At 39.9% G+C, this 21,360-nt stretch carries 16 protein-coding genes; 8 read left to right on the plus strand and 8 right to left on the minus strand.

Annotation, left to right across the window (positions count from 1 at the left end; genetic code table 11):
- The first annotated feature begins 73 nt into the window (after positions 1 to 73).
- The gene (locus V5M36_RS02680) at positions 74 to 1,183 is read left to right on the plus strand and encodes an S-(hydroxymethyl)glutathione dehydrogenase/class III alcohol dehydrogenase (RefSeq protein WP_338561755.1); all 1,110 of its coding nucleotides are present in this window, start codon (positions 74 to 76) and stop codon (positions 1,181 to 1,183) included.
- Positions 1,184 to 1,658: 475 nt separating this feature from the next.
- On the opposite strand, the gene V5M36_RS02685 is transcribed toward V5M36_RS02680, so the two are convergent.
- The 3 genes from V5M36_RS02685 to V5M36_RS02695 all read right to left on the minus strand — a co-directional run bounded on the left by V5M36_RS02685 (position 1,659) and on the right by V5M36_RS02695 (position 5,395).
- Entirely contained in the window at positions 1,659 to 2,834 is a 1,176-nt protein-coding gene (locus tag V5M36_RS02685) for a zinc-binding dehydrogenase (protein ID WP_338561758.1), read from the minus strand.
- 173 nt (positions 2,835 to 3,007) lie between these two features.
- Positions 3,008 to 4,189, minus strand: a complete 1,182-nt coding sequence (locus V5M36_RS02690) for an MFS transporter (RefSeq protein WP_338563991.1) — start codon at positions 4,187 to 4,189, stop codon at positions 3,008 to 3,010.
- Positions 4,190 to 4,468: 279 nt separating this feature from the next.
- Entirely contained in the window at positions 4,469 to 5,395 is a 927-nt protein-coding gene (locus V5M36_RS02695) for a DMT family transporter (RefSeq protein WP_338561760.1), read from the minus strand.
- Positions 5,396 to 6,269: 874 nt separating this feature from the next.
- On the opposite strand from V5M36_RS02695, the gene V5M36_RS02700 reads away from it, so the two are divergent.
- Genes V5M36_RS02700 through V5M36_RS02710 form a run of 3 tightly spaced genes read left to right on the plus strand, consistent with a single transcriptional unit; the run spans position 6,270 to position 9,178 of the window.
- Entirely contained in the window at positions 6,270 to 7,397 is a 1,128-nt protein-coding gene (locus V5M36_RS02700; RefSeq protein ID WP_338561762.1) for a Re/Si-specific NAD(P)(+) transhydrogenase subunit alpha, read from the plus strand.
- A gap of 11 nt (positions 7,398 to 7,408) precedes the next feature.
- Positions 7,409 to 7,732 carry a proton-translocating transhydrogenase family protein gene (locus V5M36_RS02705; RefSeq protein WP_067655944.1) on the plus strand — a complete coding sequence of 108 codons (324 nt, stop codon included), beginning with the start codon at positions 7,409 to 7,411 and terminating at the stop codon, positions 7,730 to 7,732.
- A 3-nt stretch (positions 7,733 to 7,735) separates the two neighbouring features.
- Positions 7,736 to 9,178, plus strand: a complete 1,443-nt coding sequence (locus V5M36_RS02710; protein ID WP_338561766.1) for an NAD(P)(+) transhydrogenase (Re/Si-specific) subunit beta — start codon at positions 7,736 to 7,738, stop codon at positions 9,176 to 9,178.
- A 515-nt stretch (positions 9,179 to 9,693) separates the two neighbouring features.
- Here the strand turns inward: V5M36_RS02710 and rsfS are convergent.
- From rsfS to V5M36_RS02735, 5 genes are all read right to left on the minus strand, one after another.
- Positions 9,694 to 10,095 (minus strand): ribosome silencing factor, encoded by a 402-nt coding sequence (gene rsfS, locus V5M36_RS02715; RefSeq protein ID WP_338561768.1) that lies wholly within the window; start codon positions 10,093 to 10,095, stop codon positions 9,694 to 9,696.
- A gap of 93 nt (positions 10,096 to 10,188) precedes the next feature.
- A complete protein-coding gene (locus tag V5M36_RS02720) occupies positions 10,189 to 10,971 on the minus strand; it encodes a hydroxypyruvate isomerase family protein (protein ID WP_338561770.1) in 783 nt (260 codons plus the stop codon).
- 44 nt (positions 10,972 to 11,015) lie between these two features.
- On the minus strand, positions 11,016 to 11,882 hold the full coding sequence (locus V5M36_RS02725) for an NAD(P)-dependent oxidoreductase (protein ID WP_338561772.1): 867 nt from the start codon (positions 11,880 to 11,882) through the stop codon (positions 11,016 to 11,018).
- A gap of 12 nt (positions 11,883 to 11,894) precedes the next feature.
- Complete coding sequence (locus tag V5M36_RS02730) at positions 11,895 to 12,683, minus strand: crotonase/enoyl-CoA hydratase family protein (RefSeq protein ID WP_338561774.1); 789 nt, start codon at positions 12,681 to 12,683, stop codon at positions 11,895 to 11,897.
- A gap of 108 nt (positions 12,684 to 12,791) precedes the next feature.
- Entirely contained in the window at positions 12,792 to 15,596 is a 2,805-nt protein-coding gene (locus V5M36_RS02735) for a GacS-like sensor histidine kinase (protein WP_338561776.1), read from the minus strand.
- A 152-nt stretch (positions 15,597 to 15,748) separates the two neighbouring features.
- On the opposite strand from V5M36_RS02735, the gene cysM reads away from it, so the two are divergent.
- From cysM to V5M36_RS02755, 4 genes are read left to right on the plus strand one after another with little or no spacing between them, the layout of a single operon-like run.
- Positions 15,749 to 16,669 carry a cysteine synthase CysM gene (gene cysM / locus V5M36_RS02740; protein ID WP_338561778.1) on the plus strand — a complete coding sequence of 307 codons (921 nt, stop codon included), beginning with the start codon at positions 15,749 to 15,751 and terminating at the stop codon, positions 16,667 to 16,669.
- Between the two features lie 16 nt (positions 16,670 to 16,685).
- Positions 16,686 to 17,507, plus strand: a complete 822-nt coding sequence (locus tag V5M36_RS02745) for a 3'-5' exonuclease (RefSeq protein ID WP_338561781.1) — start codon at positions 16,686 to 16,688, stop codon at positions 17,505 to 17,507.
- Between the two features lie 8 nt (positions 17,508 to 17,515).
- Entirely contained in the window at positions 17,516 to 18,901 is a 1,386-nt protein-coding gene (rlmD, locus tag V5M36_RS02750) for a 23S rRNA (uracil(1939)-C(5))-methyltransferase RlmD (RefSeq protein ID WP_338561784.1), read from the plus strand.
- Positions 18,902 to 18,947: 46 nt separating this feature from the next.
- Complete coding sequence (locus tag V5M36_RS02755) at positions 18,948 to 21,254, plus strand: RelA/SpoT family protein (protein ID WP_338561787.1); 2,307 nt, start codon at positions 18,948 to 18,950, stop codon at positions 21,252 to 21,254.
- The last annotated feature ends 106 nt before the right edge of the window (positions 21,255 to 21,360 follow it).

A 21,360-nucleotide genomic window follows, 5' to 3' on the forward strand; every position in this document is an offset into this window, starting at 1 on the left:
GTTCTTAGAATCAATCTGTTGATGACAATGAACGTTAAACAACACATAAAATTAAATAAAAGGAAGATATTCAATGAAATCACGTGCAGCGGTTGCATTCGGTCCAGGTCAACCATTAGAAATTGTTGAAATTGATGTTGCTCCGCCTAAGGCAGGCGAAGTATTGGTCAAAATCACGCATACAGGAGTATGCCATACAGATGCATTTACCTTGTCTGGGGATGATCCTGAAGGTGTATTTCCAGCGGTCTTGGGGCATGAAGGCGCAGGTATTGTTGTTGAAGTCGGTGAAGGCGTCACCAGTGTTCAACCAGGTGATCATGTTATTCCACTATATACTGCAGAATGCGGAGAGTGTTTATTCTGCACATCAGGGAAAACCAATCTTTGCGTTTCTGTGCGTGCCACACAAGGCAAAGGCTTAATGCCTGATGGAACGACTAGATTTTCATATAATGGTCAGCCGATTTATCATTATATGGGCTGTTCAACTTTCTCAGAATATACTGTTGTGGCTGAAGTTTCTCTGGCAAAAATTAATCCAGATGCTAATCCAGAGCATGTGTGTTTATTAGGCTGCGGTGTAACAACGGGACTTGGTGCAGTTAAAAACACAGCAAAGGTTCAGGAAGGCGATAGCGTAGCTGTTTTTGGTTTGGGGGGAATAGGTTTAGCAGTCGTGCAAGGCGCGCAAAAAGCCAAAGCAGGCCGAATCATTGCGATTGATACCAATCCTGAAAAATATAAACTTGCAGAAAAATTTGGCGCAACAGATTTTGTGAATCCTAAAGATCATGAGCGTCCTGTTCAAGACGTTATTGTGGAAATGACTGGCTGGGGTGTAGACCATTCCTTTGAATGTATTGGCAATACGCAGGTTATGCGTTCTGCATTGGAATGTACCCATCGTGGTTGGGGCCAATCGGTGATTATAGGTGTCGCTGGTGCTGGACAGGAAATTTCAACTCGACCCTTTCAATTGGTGACTGGTCGTACTTGGAAAGGTTCTGCATTTGGTGGTGTTAAAGGCCGTTCGCAGTTGCCAGATATGGTTGAAGAGGCAATGAAAGGCGATATTCAATTGGAGCCTTTTGTGACGCATACCATGGGGCTAGATCGCATTAATGAGGCTTTTGATTTAATGCATGAAGGTAAGTCGATACGCTCAGTCGTGCATTATTGATTCTTTAAGCTCGTTTTCTCTCTGTAACGTTATTCGTAGTTAATATTATTTTTAGCTAAAGCTATTTGTGAATGAAGATTTACAAATAGCCCTATCAAAAATTGATCTTTTCATCAGTCATTTTTATACAATAAATGCACTCTCATTATTTCCTTAGCCTAGCCTTCGCTTAGAAGGCGTAGGTGTTTTTACATATCAATTTATTGCTGCTCAATCATTTTTTTAATTTATGAAAAGTCTAATGAATATTTGATCAGAATCTATGGAGAACTTATTCAGTTTTGGTGCCATGCCGCTAGATATTTGAGATTGAAGATTGTTGAACACGCTGATTGAATAAGCTTATAGAAAATGGTTGTAGATAGAAGAAGGTTGTAATAGAAGAAGGTTGTAGAATAGAGTCATAGTCGATTGTGATAGAAGAAGATATTTAAAAAAATATCTTCTTCTACTTAGTGTCACTTCATTCTTATCTTTAAGCCGCTGTTGCGCTGAGTTTATTGCCTAATTTTTTAGGATCAACCATAATTTTGGCATGTTTTTCAGGATCACTTAAGGCTTTGAACGCTTCCTCTACGCCTTCTAATCCAACGACTCCAGTGAGTAAACAAGAACAATCAATTTTACCTTCAGCGATCATGTGTAAGGCATCACGAAATTCTAATGGGGTATAACCCATGACGAATTGAATTTCGATTTCTTTATTCACGGCTAATGCAGGCTCAATTTGATCGCTCTGCATACAGACACCAACCCCCACAATTTTAGAAAATAAGGGTGCGCCATTGATGATCTGTTGCAAAATCCCAGGGACACCAACACATTCAAAAATAACAGGTCTCTTCGGCAGCGCGCCCAATTTATCTGCAACTCGCCAAGCATGCCACCAAGGTAAATTTAACGCTTGGATTTTTTCAAATAATCCGATGCCGTAATTAATTGCCTCTGATGCATTGCCAATTAAGCCGTACTCTTTCCAGTTATCAAAGGGTGAACTTTGTTTAGGATCAATCACCACATCTGCACCACAGATTTCGGCGAGACGGCGACGATTTATAGAGAAATCACTGGCAACCACGGTTTTTACGCCAGATGCTTTGAGCATTAAAATAATACCTAAGCCGACTGGACCACAGCCAATCACAATAGCAGGCTCATTTTTTTTAATTCTGCTACGACGTACTGCATGCAGCGCGACCGCCATAGGTTCAGTCATTGCAGCTAAATCAGGAACTAAACCATTGGGTACCGCAAACATCAGCTGAGACTGTACTAAAATTTGCTCGGCATAACCGCCTGATGCATGAGGTGATAATCCCGTTGCTTGATAACCCAGTTCAGCTACATTCAATAAAGGCATTGAACAAACCAAGGTATCCGTTTTAAATTTATGACGAGTTTTAGGGCCATAATCTAAAATTTTTCCACAAAATTCATGGCCCATGACAAATTTATCTGAAGACTTCGCCACACCTTTTAAACCAATACGTGACGTCAGCTCATGCATATGATCACAGCTATGTTGCATATGTAAATCACTGCCACAGACTCCGCAACGTATGACGTCCAACAACACCTGACCTTTGGAGGGTTTGAGCTCGGGTAAGGTCTCCAAACTCAGTTGATGCTTATGACAAATAACGGCTTTCATTGTTCATTCTTTTTGTTTGCTGCTTTATCTTTGTTTTAGTTGCAATTTTTAGTTTTAAGAGTGTGGCATAGATCGAGCATTGAGCCAAGTCATAGAAACTGCGAACGGACGTAGTTTCCTAGAATTGAATTTTTTAATTGATATTCATGATTGCTAAATTTTCTAATCAACAATTAAAGTGTTTTAGCTTTATAACGATTGTCTAAAAGCGTGAAAACAACAGCACAAAGCACTAAGCCGATACCCACTAGGCAGACGCTTAACCACCCACCATGATGCCATGCATAAATACCCAAGGCAGAACCGCCGGCACCGCCAATAAAATAACTGGTCATATAAATTGAATTAATTCTTGATTTGGCATCCGGGCGTAAACGAAAAACAATATTTTGATTACTGGAGTGTATAAAGGCGAGACCTAAGTTCATTAACCCGAAGCCGAAAATATAACTGATGAGATAAATTTCACCCAAGTACAGGAATAACCAAGCACTAGCTAAAATTCCGATACCAGCCCAAGTGATGATATGGGTATAGCCCTTATCTGCAATTTGTCCAACCTTCTTGGTGGAAAGTGCGCCAAATACACCCGCAAGCGCAATTAAACCCACGATGACATCTGAAAGCTGAAATGACGCTGTCATTAAAATGGCAATAGTTGAAAACAAAATGCTCATGGTTGCGAATGCGAAGCTGCCAATGAGAGAGCGATAGATTAATCTCGGTTCTTTAGCAATCAGTGAGCCCATAGAACGGAAGATGCTTAGATAACTCATAGTTGAGCTGGGCAGGAATGGTAAACGGGCATTTAAAACCACTGCAACCATTAACATTAAAATGCCGCTGACAATATAAATAAGTTTCCAGTTGAAGAGATTCGATAATAAGCCAGCCAAACTCGTCGACAACAAAATGCCGACCAGTAAACCACTCATCAGCATACCGACAACTTCACCTGTTTTTTCAGGTTTTACCGCCATCGTGGCAAAGGGAATCAAAATTTGAGCAGCAACAGAAAAGAGTCCAGTGATAATTGTGCCAATCCAGAGCATCGGTAAACTGACTGAAAAAGCGCAAATAAATAATCCGATCGCGGCAAAGAGCATCAATAGAGGAATGAACTTGGTTTTGTTGACAATATCCCCCAAAGGCACAATGAATAATAAACCAATGGCATAAGAGATTTGAGCCAAGGTTACAGTCAGTGCGACCTCTGCCTCAGGTGCATGAAAATAGAGTTGGATCGAATGAATAAGAGGTTGTGAATAGTAATTTGCACCTGCACAAATTCCGCAAGCGATTGCCATGAGCCAGAGCAGCGCTTTATCTTCATGAATATCGAGTGGGTTTTCAATCAACAGCTTTTACATCCTTTATTTGAACGACTATTTTATGTTTAGGTTATTTACGTTGAGGTTGTCGTGTAAAGCGCATACTCAATATCATCAACTTGAAGTCAACATGTCTGGCTAAACTAAAAAACGATGATAAAAAGAGACAGCAATAGTCGTATAGATAGGTAAGTCCTGATTTGGCCTTGTTTTGAACATGATGAATGGGTGTGTCATGTTTTTCACTATTATGATCTACGACCCATATTTTGAATATAGTGATTAGTGTAAAAATAAAATAAATTAATGCGCTAATTTCTTTTTAGATAAAGTAATAATCAATACCCCAATAATATTCAGTGCACAACCAAACCATTGGATGGCATTCATATTTTCACCTAAAAATAAGGTGGCTAAGATGATCGTCAAAATAGGCCCAATCGAGGCGATCATGGCAGTTTGAGATGCGCCGATTCGAGCAATCCCTTGCGCAATTAAAATTGTGGGAAGGACCGTGACGGCAAAACCAAGTGCAACGCCATACCAAATGACACTGCTGGGTAATTGCTCAATCAACGCTATCGGATTAGGCGTAGAGAGGACATAGTGTAGAAGCGTTCCAATACAAGCAATACTCAGCGCTAATCCCGTAAAATTCCATGAGCCAAATTTCTGAATCAAACGAGGCGTGAGCAGTAAATAAATTGCGAAACTGACAGCACTTGCAAATACTAGACTTACCCCGAGCCAGAACTTTCCTTCATGGGGAACGTCGCTCTGCTCTTGCAACATGACAATGAGCGTTCCGCCGTAGCTTAAAGCAATTGCACAGATACTTTTAATACTGAGTTTCTGTCGATAAATAATGCTGGATGCAATAACCGTTAATGTAGGATATAAAAATAAAATAATGCGTTCAAGCGATGCACTGATGTACATCAGCCCCATAAAATCTAACCAGCTTGAAAAGTAGTAACCAATTAAACCTGCAAGGGTCAAAAGTAGCCAATCAGATACGCTGAGATTGCGATTATTTTTGCGGTTGAACCAGCACAATAATAAAAAGAAGGGTAAGGCACTGCCCATTCTCAAGGCTAAAAGGACAGTCCCATCTACGAGAGGTGAAAGTTCATAGGCTTGTTTGATGAAAATGGCTTTAGTGCTAAATAAAAAAGCGGCTGCAATTGCAAATAAAGTTCCTAATTGCGTTTTGCTAACGGCTAAAGACATTTTCGTAAAAACCTTAGAGTTGTATGTTCAAGCAGAACAGCGTTAATCAAGTAGAACAGGGTTAATCAAGCAGAACAGAGCTAAATAGCTCAGGTCAGAACGAGTATAAAACTCAGCAGCGCAAATATAAAAGCTTAAAATCTGATGAAGTACATCATTAAAAAGAATAGATGCTCAACTTATTTTTTGAAGGACAGCGCAAAGCACCGACTGATTAAGTAATGCTCTATTTTGGTGCGGTAAAATCCTTTTTAACAGCGCTTATCAATAATTAAAATGAATAAATCATTTTTTAAAGTTTTTTTGTTGCCAAATAAAATTAATTTTCAATGAATAGTGATTTTTATAATTTTATATGGATGTCTGCATTAAATATAAAAATCTAAAAATAAATGAATGACTATTTTGACAAAAATATTTGAAAATTTTGTCATAAGAATGACTCATCATTATTGGTGAAAGTGTCGTTAAAGCAAATGCTTAAATTAAACAAACCTGAAACATAGGCCTGGATTCATTTGAAGCAAAAAAATAAATTGACCTGATTGCCAAAATTTAGATTTTGAAATGTCACCAAGATCAATCCATGGCATTTTAAAAACGGATCTTTAATTCAATTCAATCATTAAATAATCAGCATTTTCATTCATGAGAATTTTTTTTGACAGATAATGTTCATTTTTGATTGGTTTTTGTTCAAAAATAATCCATATTTGTGAATCATCAGTTCAAAATGAGGGTATTTATTAAATAAATATTGGGTGGTATTTTAAAAAAGTTCAATTAGAATCCAAAAATTCATATGAATAAATATCTGGGGGAATATCGCAGGGTGCGATATTTACTTATAGAAAAATTAGCTTGAGGAATGCTCATGCAGATCGGAATCCCTACCGAAACTGTCGTCGGTGAAAGTCGAATCGCCGCTACACCGGAAACAGTCAAAAAATTCATTAGCGCAGGTCATAGCGTTGTTATTCAACGTGGTGCAGGCGTTAAAGCAGCCTTCATCGATAGTGCTTATGAACAAGTCGGCGCTACTGTGACAGACGATGCTTATACTGGAAGTCAGTTGATTTTGAAAGTTCGTGCCCCTAAAGGCGATGAGATTCAAAAGCTTTCTGCCAATACAACCGTCGTTGCAATGTTTGATCCATATCGCAATACGGAACTCGATCAATTTGCAAATCAGCAAATATCTGCATTTGCATTAGAGCTATTGCCTCGAACTTTATCTCGTGGGCAAAGCATGGACGTATTGTCCTCTCAAGCTAACTTGGCAGGTTATAAATCTGTACTTTTAGCAGCCGCAGAATACCAGCGCATGTTTCCAATGTTGATGACCGCAGCAGGTACAGTTAAACCTGCACGTGTAGTGATCATGGGTGTTGGCGTGGCAGGACTACAAGCGATTGCAACCGCGAAACGTTTGGGTGCCATTGTAGAAGCGACAGATTTACGTCCAACCGCACGTGACCAAGTGGAATCTTTAGGTGGCAAATGGCTAGATGTGCCAATGTCCGACGAAGAAAAACAAAAAGCTGCTGATGCTGCGAAAAATGGTTATGGCTGGATGCCAGGTGAACAATATATTCAAGATCAAGCAGCCATTGTGGATAAAGCTGTTTCAAATGCGGATATCGTGATTACCACAGCGCTTCTTCCTGGTCGTGATGCACCTCGTCTAATTCGTGCTGAAACGGTCGCGAAAATGAAACCGGGTTCAGTGATTCTTGATATGGCCGTTGAATCTGGCGGAAATGTTGAAGGTTCGGTATCTGGTGAAAATGTGGTGACTGAAAATGGCGTGAAAATTTTGGGTATTCCGAATATTCCAGCCACGGTGTCTACAGAAGCATCATCACTTTATGCACGAAATGTATTCAATTTCGTAGAAACGCTTTTTGATCAAGATAAGAATTTTAAGATCAATCAAGAAGATGAAATTCAAAAAGCATTGCTTGTCACGCATAGCGGTCAAGTCCTGTTTAAACGTGGTTAAGGAGACTAATCATGGTTGAAACAATAACTATTTTCGTTCTTGCAATCTTCGTAGGTTATTACGTGGTTTGGGGCGTGACACCAGCATTACACACCCCTTTAATGGCGGTGACCAATGCACTTTCATCCATCATCATTGTGGGTGCGATGATTCAAACTGTGGGCTTACCTGTGATGGGTGTAGAAGGCAGTGTGGATTTTCAAACGATTAATGTGGTGAGCGTGTTGGGTGCGATCGCCGTGTTCTTGGCAAGTATTAATATTTTTGGTGGTTTCGCAGTGACTGCACGTATGCTCGAAATGTTTAAACCAAAACAAAAAAAGAAAGAGGGCTAAGCCATGGAATTTATTCGAGAGTATGCGGATTGGTTCTACCTGATTGGTGCCGTTCTTTTTATTTTAACGCTTCGTGGTTTGTCTGGTCCTAAAACAGCGATTCAAGGTAATCGTTATGGCATGATCGCCATGGGAATTGCAGTACTTACGACATTCTTCGTCGCAGATAATCCAGTGGTTTGGATGATTTTAGGCGCGATGGTTTTAGGTGCGATTGTGGGCATTGCACGTGCACGTACAGTGCCAATGACGCAAATGCCTGAAACAGTTGCGTTGATGCATTCACTTGTCGGTCTAGCTGCGGTTCTCATTGCGATTGCTGCGATTATTCATAACAACAAGTTAATTGAGTTGGGTCCAGATTTACTTGCTGTGAATGGTGTTGATTTTCACCAAATGAGCCGAGTTCATTTGTTTGAATTGTTCATTGGCTGCTTTGTTGGTGCGATTACCTTTACTGCATCTGTATTTGCTTATGGTAAGTTGGCTGCAAAAAAATGGGCAAAAACCATTTCGGGTACTTGGGTTAAACCTGTACAAGCCATCATTTTTATCGCAATGCTTGCGGCGGGTATCCATTTCTTCTTGACTGGAAATATGACGTCTTTCTGGGCAATGACGGGTCTTGCTCTGGTGTTGGGTTGGGTTTGGATTGCGCCAGTGGGTGGCGGTGACATGCCAGTCGTGGTTTCATTATTGAACTCATTCTCAGGTTGGGCTGCAGCAGGAATTGGCTTCACACTTGAAAATAATATGTTGATCGTAGCAGGTTCACTTGTTGGGTCTTCAGGTGCGATTTTGTCTTATATCATGTGTAAGGCAATGAACCGTTCAATCATCAATGTACTGTTTGGTGGTGCAATGGGTGGAACAGCTGCCGTTGCAAACACAGGTGATAAAGTTCAACGTAATCATCGTTCAGGTTCAGCAGATGACGCAGGTTTCCTAATGTCCAATGCAGACAGTGTTGTGATTGTGCCTGGTTATGGTATGGCGCAAGGCCGTGCACAGAACGCGGTGAAAGAACTTGCCAACATCTTAAAAGAACAAGGTGTGACGGTACGTTTTGCGATTCATCCTGTTGCTGGACGTATGCCGGGTCATATGAACGTGCTTTTGGCAGAAGCAGATGTTGCTTATGAAGATATTCTAGAAATGGATGAGATTAACTCAGACTTTCCTGCAACAGATGTGGTGCTGGTGATTGGTGCAAATGACGTAGTTAACCCAGCGGCTAAAGACGATCCGACATCACCTATTTATGGTATGCCAATTCTGGAAGCACATAAAGCGCGCACAATCATGGTGATTAAGCGTTCTATGGCGACAGGTTATGCAGGTCTAGACAATGACTTGTTCTACAACGACAAAACCATGATGATTTTTGGTGATGCGAAAAAAGTTGTGGAAGACATGACTAAAGCGATCAATGGCTCAGGTCACTAATTCTTAGGTCAAAGATTAAAATTAAAAACTGCCGAAAGGCAGTTTTTTTATGTGCGAATTTCTAGGCAGATACTAGGTGAGTCATCTTAAAAAATCGCGCATATATAAAAAAGTATTTTTAATGAGATGACTGAAGTACTTTTCAATAGTCAGAGTTTCTGAAAAATTAGACAATAGCATGGTTATAAACTCATATTTTCTAAAAATAAATTGGCTATGCTTACTTTCTTAAAACTGCAATATCAGTCTTAATCTGAATGAGGATCCGTCAGATTGATTCTGAATTGATCATTTCAAAATTACTTAAGGCTTTGATAGAGTCGGAGTAGAGCAGAATAGGATTTAAAAAAGACGGGTTAAAAAGCAGTTCATTAAATGTTTAGTTTTTATATTGAGAAGATCAGTAAGATCATAATTGTTAAATGAACGCCCAATAGGGGATATATTTTTTTAAAATGACGATTGAACCAGATGACAGGAATTAAAAAAGCGACTTAAAGTCGCTTTTAAAATTATTACGCTACAGATTCTGCTGTATTGCGCCATAAGCTTTCTAGGTCATAGAATTTACGTGCAGTAGGAAGCATTAAGTGAACCACAACGAAACCTAGATCCACAAGAATCCATTCTGCATCGCTTTCACCTTCAACACCAATCGGGCGAAAACCAGCTTTACGTGCTTCTTCAGCAACGTTGTTAGCCAATGCTTTCACATGACGGGTAGATGTACCTGATGCAATCACGATAGCATCGGCAACATTACTAATCGCGCTGATATCCATGACTGTGATATCTTTAGCTTTAACGTCTAGCAATGCCTCTTGTACAACTTTCAAACAAGATTGTACGTCTTTAGATTGAGAATTCATTGAGAGTTCGTGAGAATTAGAAGCGCCGGGCGATGGTTCTAAATTCATGAGAAGTGTTTTTTCCTGACTATAACTCAATCTATAACTATAGCGCTTTTATGTAAAAAATTCAAATTTAGCATTGAATAATTCAGTAAATCCTTAGTTCAAAAAGTATTTATTTTTCCAAGCAAAAGATGTTGATGAATTTGGGCTAGGTTTATACTCAGCTGCAACATAACCTGAATACGGACTTTTCTGTAAATAATCAAAAATTTCCTGAAATTGGATATTCGCTGTATCAGGTTGATTACGTCCCGGACAATCTGCAAATTGAATATGTCCAATTTGATTTATATTAACCTGTAATGCGTCTAATACATTTTCTTGCATCATCGCCATATGATAACAATCAAACTGCATTTTTAAAGCAGGGTGTTGGACGGCTTCTATGATCTCTTGAGCTTGAGCAATATTCTGGACCAAAAAATGAGGCATGTCTGTGCCATTAATCATTTCAAATACAGGTTGAATCTGATGTTCGGCCAGTTTTGTAGATGCATATTTTAAGTTGCTTACAAGGGTCTCTATACAAGATAAACGCTCAACATCTAGCGGTTTTCTGCCGGCTAAAATATTGACACGAGGTACGGCAAGTGCATGTGCATACTCTATTGCAAGATCAAGCGCTTGCTTAAATTCAGCTTCAGCTCCCGGCAAACCAGCAATGCCGTTTCCACCTTGCATTAAGTCACCAGCAGGAACATTCATCAGACAGAGTTTTAATTGGTGTTGATTTAACTGCTGACGGATATCAGCAATGCTGAGCTCATAGGGGAACTGAATTTCAACTGTGGAAAATCCATGTTCAGCGGCTAAAGCAAAACGCTCAATAAGAGGCACTTCAGTAAAAATCATGGATAAATTAACCGCAAGTTGAATCATATGTCTACCTTATATAAAAACGCTAAGACTTTATTTTCAATATTTTATTTTTCAATATATTGAATGATCGTTGCTAAATCTGACTCAGCAAAACCCGATTGTTGATGTGACTCAAGCTGTAATAACGCGCGCTCTGCAACAGGAATATTTAAATCAAATTGTTGGGCCAGTTGCACTGCATTATTCAGATCTTTTGAAAGTGTTTTGACTTTCCACTGAACAGGTTCAAATTGATGCGTTGCCATACGGGGCGTTAAAATCTGAAAGGGTTTTGAGTCCGCAAATCCACCAGCAAGGGCAGGTGCAAGTAAGCTAGTATCAACGCCTGCTTGTTGTGCAAGTGCGACTGCTTCAGCAATAAGCGTACTATTCGCAGCAACGATTAACTGATTACAAATTTTAGTGGCTTGTCCCGTTCCTGTTTCACCCATACGTGTCAAACGCTGTGAAAGTACAGAATAAATGGGAGCTAAGCTTTGAATTGTGGCGGTGTCTCCACCAGCGAAGATCACCAAACTGCCATTTTCAGCGCCTGCCGTACCCCCAGAGACTGGTGAGTCTATCCATATAGCATCACGCTGTTGAGCTTGTTCTGCCAATAACTTGGTTTTGCTAACAGACAAACTTGAAAAGTCGACCAGAATTTGATCTGCTTTGAGGTGATTTTTGAAATGATCAAAAACATTTTGAACAGCATCATCATCTGAAAGACAAATCAAAACCACTGGATAGGTTGCAATTCGATTCAGTTCGAGCATTTCTGCTCCCAAATTAATCAGCGGATCACACGCACTTGCTGTCCTATTCCATACTGCAACCGAATAGCCTGCTTGAATTAAGCGTGTGGCCATTCGACTGCCCATTAAACCCATTCCTAAAAAAGCAATTTTGGTTTTAATGTCTAAACTCATTGTGCACCTATATTATTTATACTGGCGAGGTAAAAATTTGACGTCAGGATTCTTGTCTTTTTTACGCGCAATCAAACTATTTTTTCCCAAAAGCAGCTTCAATTGCCAAATTTTTTCTAAACGTAAAGACTTTTTCGGATTATGTTCCATGGCGTCGAGGACTTGTTTAACTGCGGCCACAGCATCTGGAGAGCGTTGAATAATTTCTTCTGCAAGCTGCTGTGCTTTTTCTAGCGGAGTTTCGGCTAAATGTGTGACTAAACCAATTTCTTTGGCATATTCAGCATCAAAAATACGCGCAGTTAATGACAGCTCTTTAGCAAGATCAACACCAATAATTCCTTTGATCGTGCGAGTTAATCCCATATCAGGGACTAAGCCCCAGCGAGTTTCCATAATAGACATTTGCGTTTTAGGGTGTGCAATTCGAATATCAGCAGCCAAGGCCAATTGCATACCTGCGCCAAAACAGTAACCTTCAATTGCCGCAATCACAGGAACAGGAAGTTCTTGCCAAATGAGAAATGCTTTTTGAAATAAACTTTGACCCGGTTTTATAAGCTCCCAAGCAGCGTAGGCTTTATTCTTGGGATTATTTAAATCAGCTAGATCAATACCTGCGCTAAATACTTGAGCTTCACCGATCAAAATTACGCAACGAATACTTCGATCCTGTCTAATTTTATCAGCCGTTTTGACCAGTTCTTTTAATAGGGCAAAGCTCATCGCATTGCGTTTATCTGGACGGTTTAAATAGACTGTTGCGATACCATTATTCTTTTCTACTCGAAGCAGCGTCATGATCGATACTCTGGATTATTGTTTATCTGATCAAGCATAACATGTGTTTTTAATGCGTACGTGACAGCATAGTCATGGAAATCAGTCAGAATAGATAACAAATTCAATTTACGAATTTAAAATTAATTTTGCTGCATTTTCAACATCTTCAGTTGCCAATTGCAATTGTTGGAAGCGATCTAAAATAGCTTGAACAAAGGGCTCATCTGCTTTGCGACGTTCTTTACGTAATGTCGATACGAATTGTTCAAACTCACCTGTGATTTGTTGTAATTTTGGTGTGCCGACATAGCGTGTAGCACCATATAAACGATGTAAGACATGCTCAAGTTGAGGATAGTCTTCCATTTCAATGAGCTGCTTAATTTCATTTAATTCAATGTCAAAGCTATCGACCAACATGCTCAACAAATCGTGAGCTAAATCTTCTTTATTGGCGGCGAGTTGAATGGATTGATTCCAATCTAAAATTGAATGATCCAGACTTTCTATACGTAAGATTTTTTCAGATGTTTTAACTGGATTAATAAATTTGTCACTGGTCCATTGCGTTAAAATATGGATGATCTGATCCATCTGAATCGGCTTAGTCACATAATCATCCATACCAACTTTGAGCAATTTTTGTTTTTCATCGGCAAGGGCATGTGCCGTGAGTGCGATAATCGGCATGCGCATGTCTTCAATAGTCGATTCTAATGAACGTATAGCACGCGTGGTATCGATCCCAGACATGACCGGCATTTGAATATCCATAAAGATCAAGTCAAAAGGTTTTAACTTTTGTTGAATACGTTGCTGAATAATTTCAAGCGCTGCTTGTCCACTTTGTGCTTTGGTGGTCTGCACATTAATTTCACCCAATAATGCTTCTAATACCACTAAATTGGGGAGGTGATCATCGACTGCCAAAATATGCAAATTGAGCGCTTTAAAATCATCGTGCTGTTCTTGTTCGAATATCGGTTGGTTTTCTAAAAGTTGAATGAGTGAGCTACGACTGAGCGGTTGATAAAGTGGACGTGCTTTGTATTCATTGAGCATGCTCAGATCTAAAACCATTTGGTAGCCATAAACAGCCAAATGCCCGTCATAACGTCCACGAATTTCTTTAAGTAGGGCTTCGGTATCACCGCTATGATCTACAATTAACCATGTATTTTCAGCATCTAGTTTTTGTGAATTTAATCGACTGAATAAATCTAATATCGACTGTGATTCCGTATGTTCGACATCATAATTTTCTAAATAATGACGCAATACATTCGCTGTAGCAGGATGGGCTAGATATGAAACGACATGGATATCATCAAATACAGGATGAATAATCTCTTCTTCATCAACGCCAAATCGAGCACTAAACCAGAATGTAGAACCTTTTTCAGTGGGCGCACGTTCTTGATTGTCTTCGAAGCCAATTTGACCATGCATTAAGCTGACCAATTGTTTAGAAATCGCTAAACCTAAACCAGTTCCCCCAAATTGACGAGTGACCGATGCATCACCTTGAGAGAATGATTCAAATAGACGTTTGCGATCTGTGCCGCTTAAACCAATGCCGCTGTCTTGTACACTAAAATGTAATAAACACTGTCCAATATCATCATGCTCCATACGTGCACGGACAATAATTTCACCATCTGGCGTGAATTTGATCGCATTGGAAATCAAGTTGGTGAGAATTTGTTTGAAACGGAGCGCATCACCAAATACATGTTTCGGCACCGTATCCGCATAGTAAAAGGCCATGTCGATTTGTTTTTGTGCTGCCAATGGAGACAACATATCCATTACATCATAAATGGCTTCTTCTAAATCGAAGGGTGCGATTTCGAGTTCTAATTTACCTGCATCAATTTTAGAAAAATCGAGTACATCATTAATCAAAGCCAATAAGTGTGCGGATGATTTACGAATCGTTTGTAAGTATAGACTTTGGTCATTACTGAGATTGTCTTGACGTAAAAGCAAATGAATAAAGCCATCAATACTGTTGAGTGGCGTACGTAATTCATGACTAATATTGGCCAAGAAAACAGACTTTGCTTGATTGGATGAAATGGCTTGGTCACGTGCTTGTTTATAGGTGATGTTTTGCACTTCAAGCGTGTCTAAAGTACGACGTAAATCGTCTTCCGTTTGTTCAGTATGTTCTTTCAGTTCTAAAAAGCTAAAGTGTAAGCGCTTAACAACATTCGCGATATCTCGTTGTAAGAGTCTGAGCTCTCCTGTGCTATTAATGACCATATGCTGATCAAGCGTATCTGCGTTCAAACGTTGCAGTTGCATGCGAATTTCATACATCGGTGCAATCCATCGTCTCGAATAAAAATTCAAACACAATAGAAGTAATAATAGCGTGAGTAAGCCCGTGGTGATGAGGACGATAAAAACGCGATATTGAGAAATCGCCAAGGGCTGATTGTCGAGTTCAATCACTAACCAGCGCTGAGTTTGATTGGGCGATGTAAGCTTGATGCCATATATATTGTTTTTTTGATCGTGGACTGGGCCAAAAGTGTTGTACTTGACTGGGAATTTAGGCCACTTACGATTGCCTTGATATCCAAGACTAAAATAGTTGTTTTGATTTTGATCAACAATAGCGGCACTAATTAAGTACTTTTCATTAAACATTCTTTGCAAAATGATTTTTGCACGATCTGATTGCGCTACGCTGGGATTGGTTTCAACGACTTTAATAATGTTTTCAGCGGTTGATTTATAACGGTTGAGAATCGCTTGCGCTGCAAATCGTTGTTCAGATTTAGCGGAATTGGATGTTTCAGTTAAAACCAGTGCAGAACCTACACTTGCCAGTACCGCAATGGGCACAAAAATGAGCGCAATAAGTTGCCCATATGCATGGTTGAGTTTAAGACGATTAAAGAGTTTTTTATTAAAATTCGGCATGTGTAGAGTGGCTCATTCCCCATGTGAGGCATATTAGCACGCTTTATAAAAAATGACGGCGCTTTAATCGCATTCAATAAAAAGCAGTTGAAGTTAATGCAGAAGTATCGTTTTTTTCATACAATAGCCGCACCTCGATCTAGGTGCAAACAATGAGTAATACACAACCTGATTTCTTAGCAGACGAATTTTTGTTAGACCATTATGTTGGGAAAACCCCACTGGTAAGGCTTCAGCGTCTGGCGAGTCATACTCAAGCGACCGTACTTGCAAAACTAGAAGGGAATAATCCAGCAGGTTCTGTAAAAGATCGCCCTGCTTATAATATGATCATGCAGGCTGAAAAGCGCGGACAAATCAAACCTGGTGATACTTTGATTGAAGCGACGAGCGGAAATACAGGTATTGCACTGGCGATGGTTGCTGCGATGCGTGGTTACCATATGAAGTTGATCATGCCTGCAAGTTCAAGCCAAGAACGTAAAGATGCGATGCGTGCATATGGTGCTGAACTCATTGATGCCGAAACGATGGAAGAAGCGCGTGATATGGCGCTACAAATGGAAAAAGATGGTTTAGGTTTGGTTTTAAATCAGTTTGGTAATCCTGATAATGTTGAAGCACATTACTTGACGACTGGTCCTGAAATTTGGCAACAAACGGGCGGCAAAATTACCCATTTCGTTAGTTCTATGGGAACAACGGGTACGATCATGGGGATTTCAAAGTATTTGAAAGAACAAAACCCTGATGTTCAGATCATTGGTTTGCAGCCTTCAGAAGGGTCTAATATTGCGGGGATCCGCCGTTGGCCTGAAGAGTATTTGCCAACGATTTTTGATGCGAAACGTGTTGATCAAATTATGGATATTCCGCAAATTGAAGCTGAAAAAACAGCACGTCAATTGGCACGTAAAGAAGGCATCAGTGCTGGAACTTCATCGGGTGGTGCCGTTTGGGCATCGGTTAAGATTGCTGAACAGCATCCAGATGCGGTTATCGTTTGTATTGTTTGTGACCGTGGCGATCGTTATTTATCAACAGGACTTTTTTCTGTTGAAGATGAAGAATAATTAAAGAGAAAGAAAAATGCGCTTACCTGTTTTAGTGTTTGATATTGAAACATTGACTGATCTTAAATCAGGAGCGCATTTATATGGCTTAGATTTACCTCAAGAGAGTTTAGATCAGGCCTTGACGAAGCTACGCCGTCAAGAATCGGGTTCTGATTTTCAGCGCTTACCCTTACATGAAATTGTCTGTATCTCAGGGCTATGGATTGATGAAAAAGGGGTCATGACTTTATTTTCATTTAGTCAGGAAAACTTTAGCGAAGCTGAAATTTTACAAAAATTCATTTCTATTTTTGATAAACGTAATCCGACCTTGATTAGCTGGAATGGCTCTCAGTTTGACTTGCCTGTGATCTTATTTCGTGCCATGTATCATGGACTATCTGCACCGAGTTTGTTTGATCAAGGCGAAATTGACTCGCAAAAGCGCTATAATAATTACCAAAATCGTTATCATCATCGTCATATCGATTTGATGGACTTTATGGCCATGTTTAATGGGCGTAATTTTCAAAAACTGGATGACATCGCCTATCTCTTGGGGTATCCGGGTAAGCGCGGTTTAACGGGCTACTTTATTCCTGAATATGTACGTACTCAACAATGGTTAGAACTCACCAGCTATTGTGAGGGTGATGTGTTGAATACATGGTTGGTGTATTTGCGATTCTTATTGCTTAAAGGGCAAATTTTGCCTGAAGACCATCGTTTGTGGATTCAAGCGACGATTCATTATTTACAAGGTCAGCCACAGCAAAAAGATTTTTTGCGTGTTTGGCAAGAAAGTTCTACTCAGACTGATTTTACAACATCAGATTTCCCCGCTTCACAACATTAGGTATTCCTTTGAAACATAGAGCATCTACTCGCCCATCTCAGCTTCCACGTTATATTTTTAAAGTTGAGAGACTTTCACACGAAGGGCGAGGGATCGCGCATTACGCTGCTGATGAGCAAGAACACCCAAGTGACAAGCATGGTAAGAAAGTATTTATTCGTTATGCTTTACCAGGTGAAACGGTTGAGGCGCAAATTACACATCAAGCCAAAAAACTTGAAGAAGCAGAAAGTGTTCGTTTAATCAGTGAGCCTAGTCCATATCGCATAGAACCGATTTGTCCACATTTCGGTGTGTGCGGTGGTTGTAATATGCAGCATATTCAACCTGATGAACAAATTCGTCTCAAACAAGAGGTGTTGAAATCTCATCTAGAACATTTCGCAGGGATTCAAACAGAACAATGGTTAACGCCGGTGCGTTCAGATCGAGTCGATTATCGTCATAAAGCTCGGATCGGTGTACGGTATATTCCCAATCAAAATAAATTTTTAATGGGTTTCCGTGAAGCGCAGAGTAATCGACTGACTGAAATTACCACCTGTAAAATTTTAGATGCTGAGTTAGATCAAGCGTTACCTGAGCTCAAGCAGATGCTTGAAAGTCTTAAAGGCAAAGCAGACCTCGGTCATATTGAATTGGCAAAAGGTCATCGTGAAGTTGCTTTATTGATTCGCCATATAAATAAATTGAATAAAAATGATGTCAACCTATTAAAAGATTTTGCGTTAAAGAAGAGTTGGCAGTTGTATTTACAGCCAAAAGGCACCGAATCAGTTCATCGTATTGATGATGAAAATGCAGAGATGCGATTGCATTATCATTTAGATGATTTTGATATTAACTTTGCTTTTAAACCGACTGATTTCACGCAAGTGAATCCCACAGTGAATCCAAAGATGGTCAAGCTGGCATGTGAATTGCTTGATTTGAAAGGTGGCGAACGGGTACTCGACTTATTTAGCGGTCTTGGGAATTTTTCACTTCCACTCGCGCAATGTGTAGGTGCCGATGGCAACGTAGTCGCAGTTGAAGGTAGCGAGGAAATGGTGTTGCGTGGTACAGAAAATGCACTGAAAAATAGCATTAAAAATGTTAAGTTTTACGCGCAGGATTTGACGCAAGACTTTTCGCAACATTCTTGGGCAAATCAAGGTTTTGATGCACTTTTAATTGACCCTCCTAGGAGTGGTGCTGAAGAAATTATGCATTATGTGCCTAATTTTGGCGCGAAAAAAATAGTATATGTGTCATGTAACCCTGCTACATTAGCACGAGATGCTGGAATTTTAGTACGACATGGATATCAACTAAAGAAGGCGGGCGTGATGGATATGTTTACGCATACTGGTCATGTCGAATCTATTGCTTTATTTGAAAAAAGCGAATGCTAAAAGTGTTGATTTAATATAATGAAGAGTAGATTGATAGGAGAAGGGTATGGTCACAGTGCGTGAGCAGTTACCTGGACGATTCGATGAATTGTCTGAGGAAACGACTGTAGAACATGCCGCAGAAGCGCAACAAGGTTTAGCAACTTGGCTAGATCGTGTGCGTACAATTTTAGACGGTGCAGAACTTAAACAACTAGAAGAAGTCGCTCAGACTGTTTTACAGAAAGAGCTTACGTCTACCATAAATATCAAGACCAATACCTTTGCCACAGGTCTGGGAATGGCCGATATTTTGGCGCATTTGCATGTAGATGAAGATACGTTATCCGCTGCAATGTTGTACCGAAGTGTACGTGAAGGCATTACTTCACTCGAAGAAATTCAAAAGCTGTTTGGTGATAACGTTTATAATCTCGTCAAAGGTACTTTGGCGATGGGTAAACTTTCTGAGCTGATTGAAAAGAATAAACGCTTAGAAGATCATTTTAATAATAACCAGCGTGAACATTTGACAGGCATTTATAAAATGCTGATTTCTGTCACTGAAGATGTTCGTGTTGTCTTAATTAAACTTGCTGAACGAACGTACTCGCTACGTGAATTACAGCAATCTTCTCGAGAACGTCAAGAACGTGTGGCTCGAGAGATCTTGACCATCTATTCGCCTTTGGCGCATCGCTTAGGCATTGCTCAATTAAAGTGGGAACTTGAAGATCTCGCATTTCGCTATTTAGCACCAGAACGATATAAAGAAATTGCGTCATTACTGAATGAAAAGCGTTTAGAGCGTGAGCAGTACATTCAGTTCGTCGTCGACAAACTAAAAGCTGAATTATTAGGTCATGGAATCGATGCGGAAATTTCTGGTCGAGTGAAACACATTTATTCGATTTATCGAAAAATGAAAAGTAAAAACCTAAGTTTTGATCAGCTTTATGATATTCGTGCGCTGCGTGTTTTGGTCAAGTCTGTACCTGAGTGTTATCACACCTTAGGTATTGTTCATCAAATCTGGCGTCATATTCCACATCAGTTTGATGATTATATTACCAATCCGAAAGCCAATGGCTATCGTTCATTACACACAGCGGTAATTGCGGAAAATAAATCTTTAGAGATTCAGATTCGTACACAAGAAATGCACGAAGAAGCTGAGTTAGGGGTGTGTTCGCACTTTAATTATAAAGAAGGTTCAAAAACCACTGATTATTCATTTAATCATCGCTTACATTCATTGCGTTCAGTTTTAGAGCATTATCAAGAACGTAACGAAAGCAGTGGTCATCCGAATGAGGATGAGACTGAAAGTTTCGAGCAGCTACAAGACTTTGAAGATTTTGAAAAAATCTATGTGTTTAGTCGCGATGGCGATATTAAAGAATTACCGCGAAACTCGACGGTACTCGACTTTGCTTATCATGTGCATACCGAAGTAGGTAATAAGTGCTATGCAGCGCGTGTGAATCAGCGCTACGTACCTTTGACCTATACGTTGAAGACAGGCGAGCAAGTTGAAATTCTGACCAAGAAGGATCGTGAGCCTAACCGTGATTGGTTAGTCCATTCGTTGGGTTACATCAAAACAGCTCGCGCACGTGATAAGTTGCGTCATTGGTTTAGGCAACAAGATCGTAGTAAGAATTTAGAAGTAGGTCGTGATCTCTTAACCAAAGAATTGTCGCGCCTCGCAATTCATCCCAAAAGTATTGATTTAAATGATTATTGTAATCATTTTAATGTAAAAGCTGGCGAAGATATCTTGGTTGCATTGGTTAGTGGAGACATCAGTCTGCATGCCTTAATGAATCAAGTAAATCGTCATATGCACTTGGATCAGGACGAGCCTGAACTGGTATTGAAGCCGACATTAAACCCTCGTGCGAGCCATACTCTTTCTGCACATGGCATTCTGATAGATGGTTTAGATAATGTCGAACTCCATGTTGCGCAGTGCTGTCAGCCAGTACATGGTGAATCGATCGCAGGGTATATCACGCTAAATCGTGGCGTTAGTATTCATAAAGTGGCGTGTCCTGACTATGTTCGCATGATCAGTCAAGAACCTGAGCGAGCAGTTGAAGCAGACTGGGAAATGCAACCCACACGAGGGCAGAGTGTCCAGATTGTGGTGGAAGCTTACGATCGTCGTGGTTTGTTGAAAGACTTAACTCAAGTTATTTTCTCAGATCAAATTAATATTCGACAGGTTAATACTATTTCTGAATTAGATGGTATTGCGAATATGAAGTTGCTGATTGAGGTGAAAGGCTTGTCACAATTGTCACGTTTGCTGGCTCGTTTAGAACAGCAGCCGGGAATTATTAGTGCGAGACGATTGGTTCAAGGTAATTAATCACTGAAAAAAAGCCTGCAATTGCAGGCTTTTTTTGTGTCTAGCAAATTGACTAAAATTTTTGTCTTTAAAGGTCTTAGTCTTTAAAGATTTTAGTCTTTAAAAT

This window comes from Acinetobacter sp. KS-LM10 (assembly GCF_036896575.1).
Lineage (GTDB): Bacteria > Pseudomonadota > Gammaproteobacteria > Pseudomonadales > Moraxellaceae > Acinetobacter > Acinetobacter avistercoris.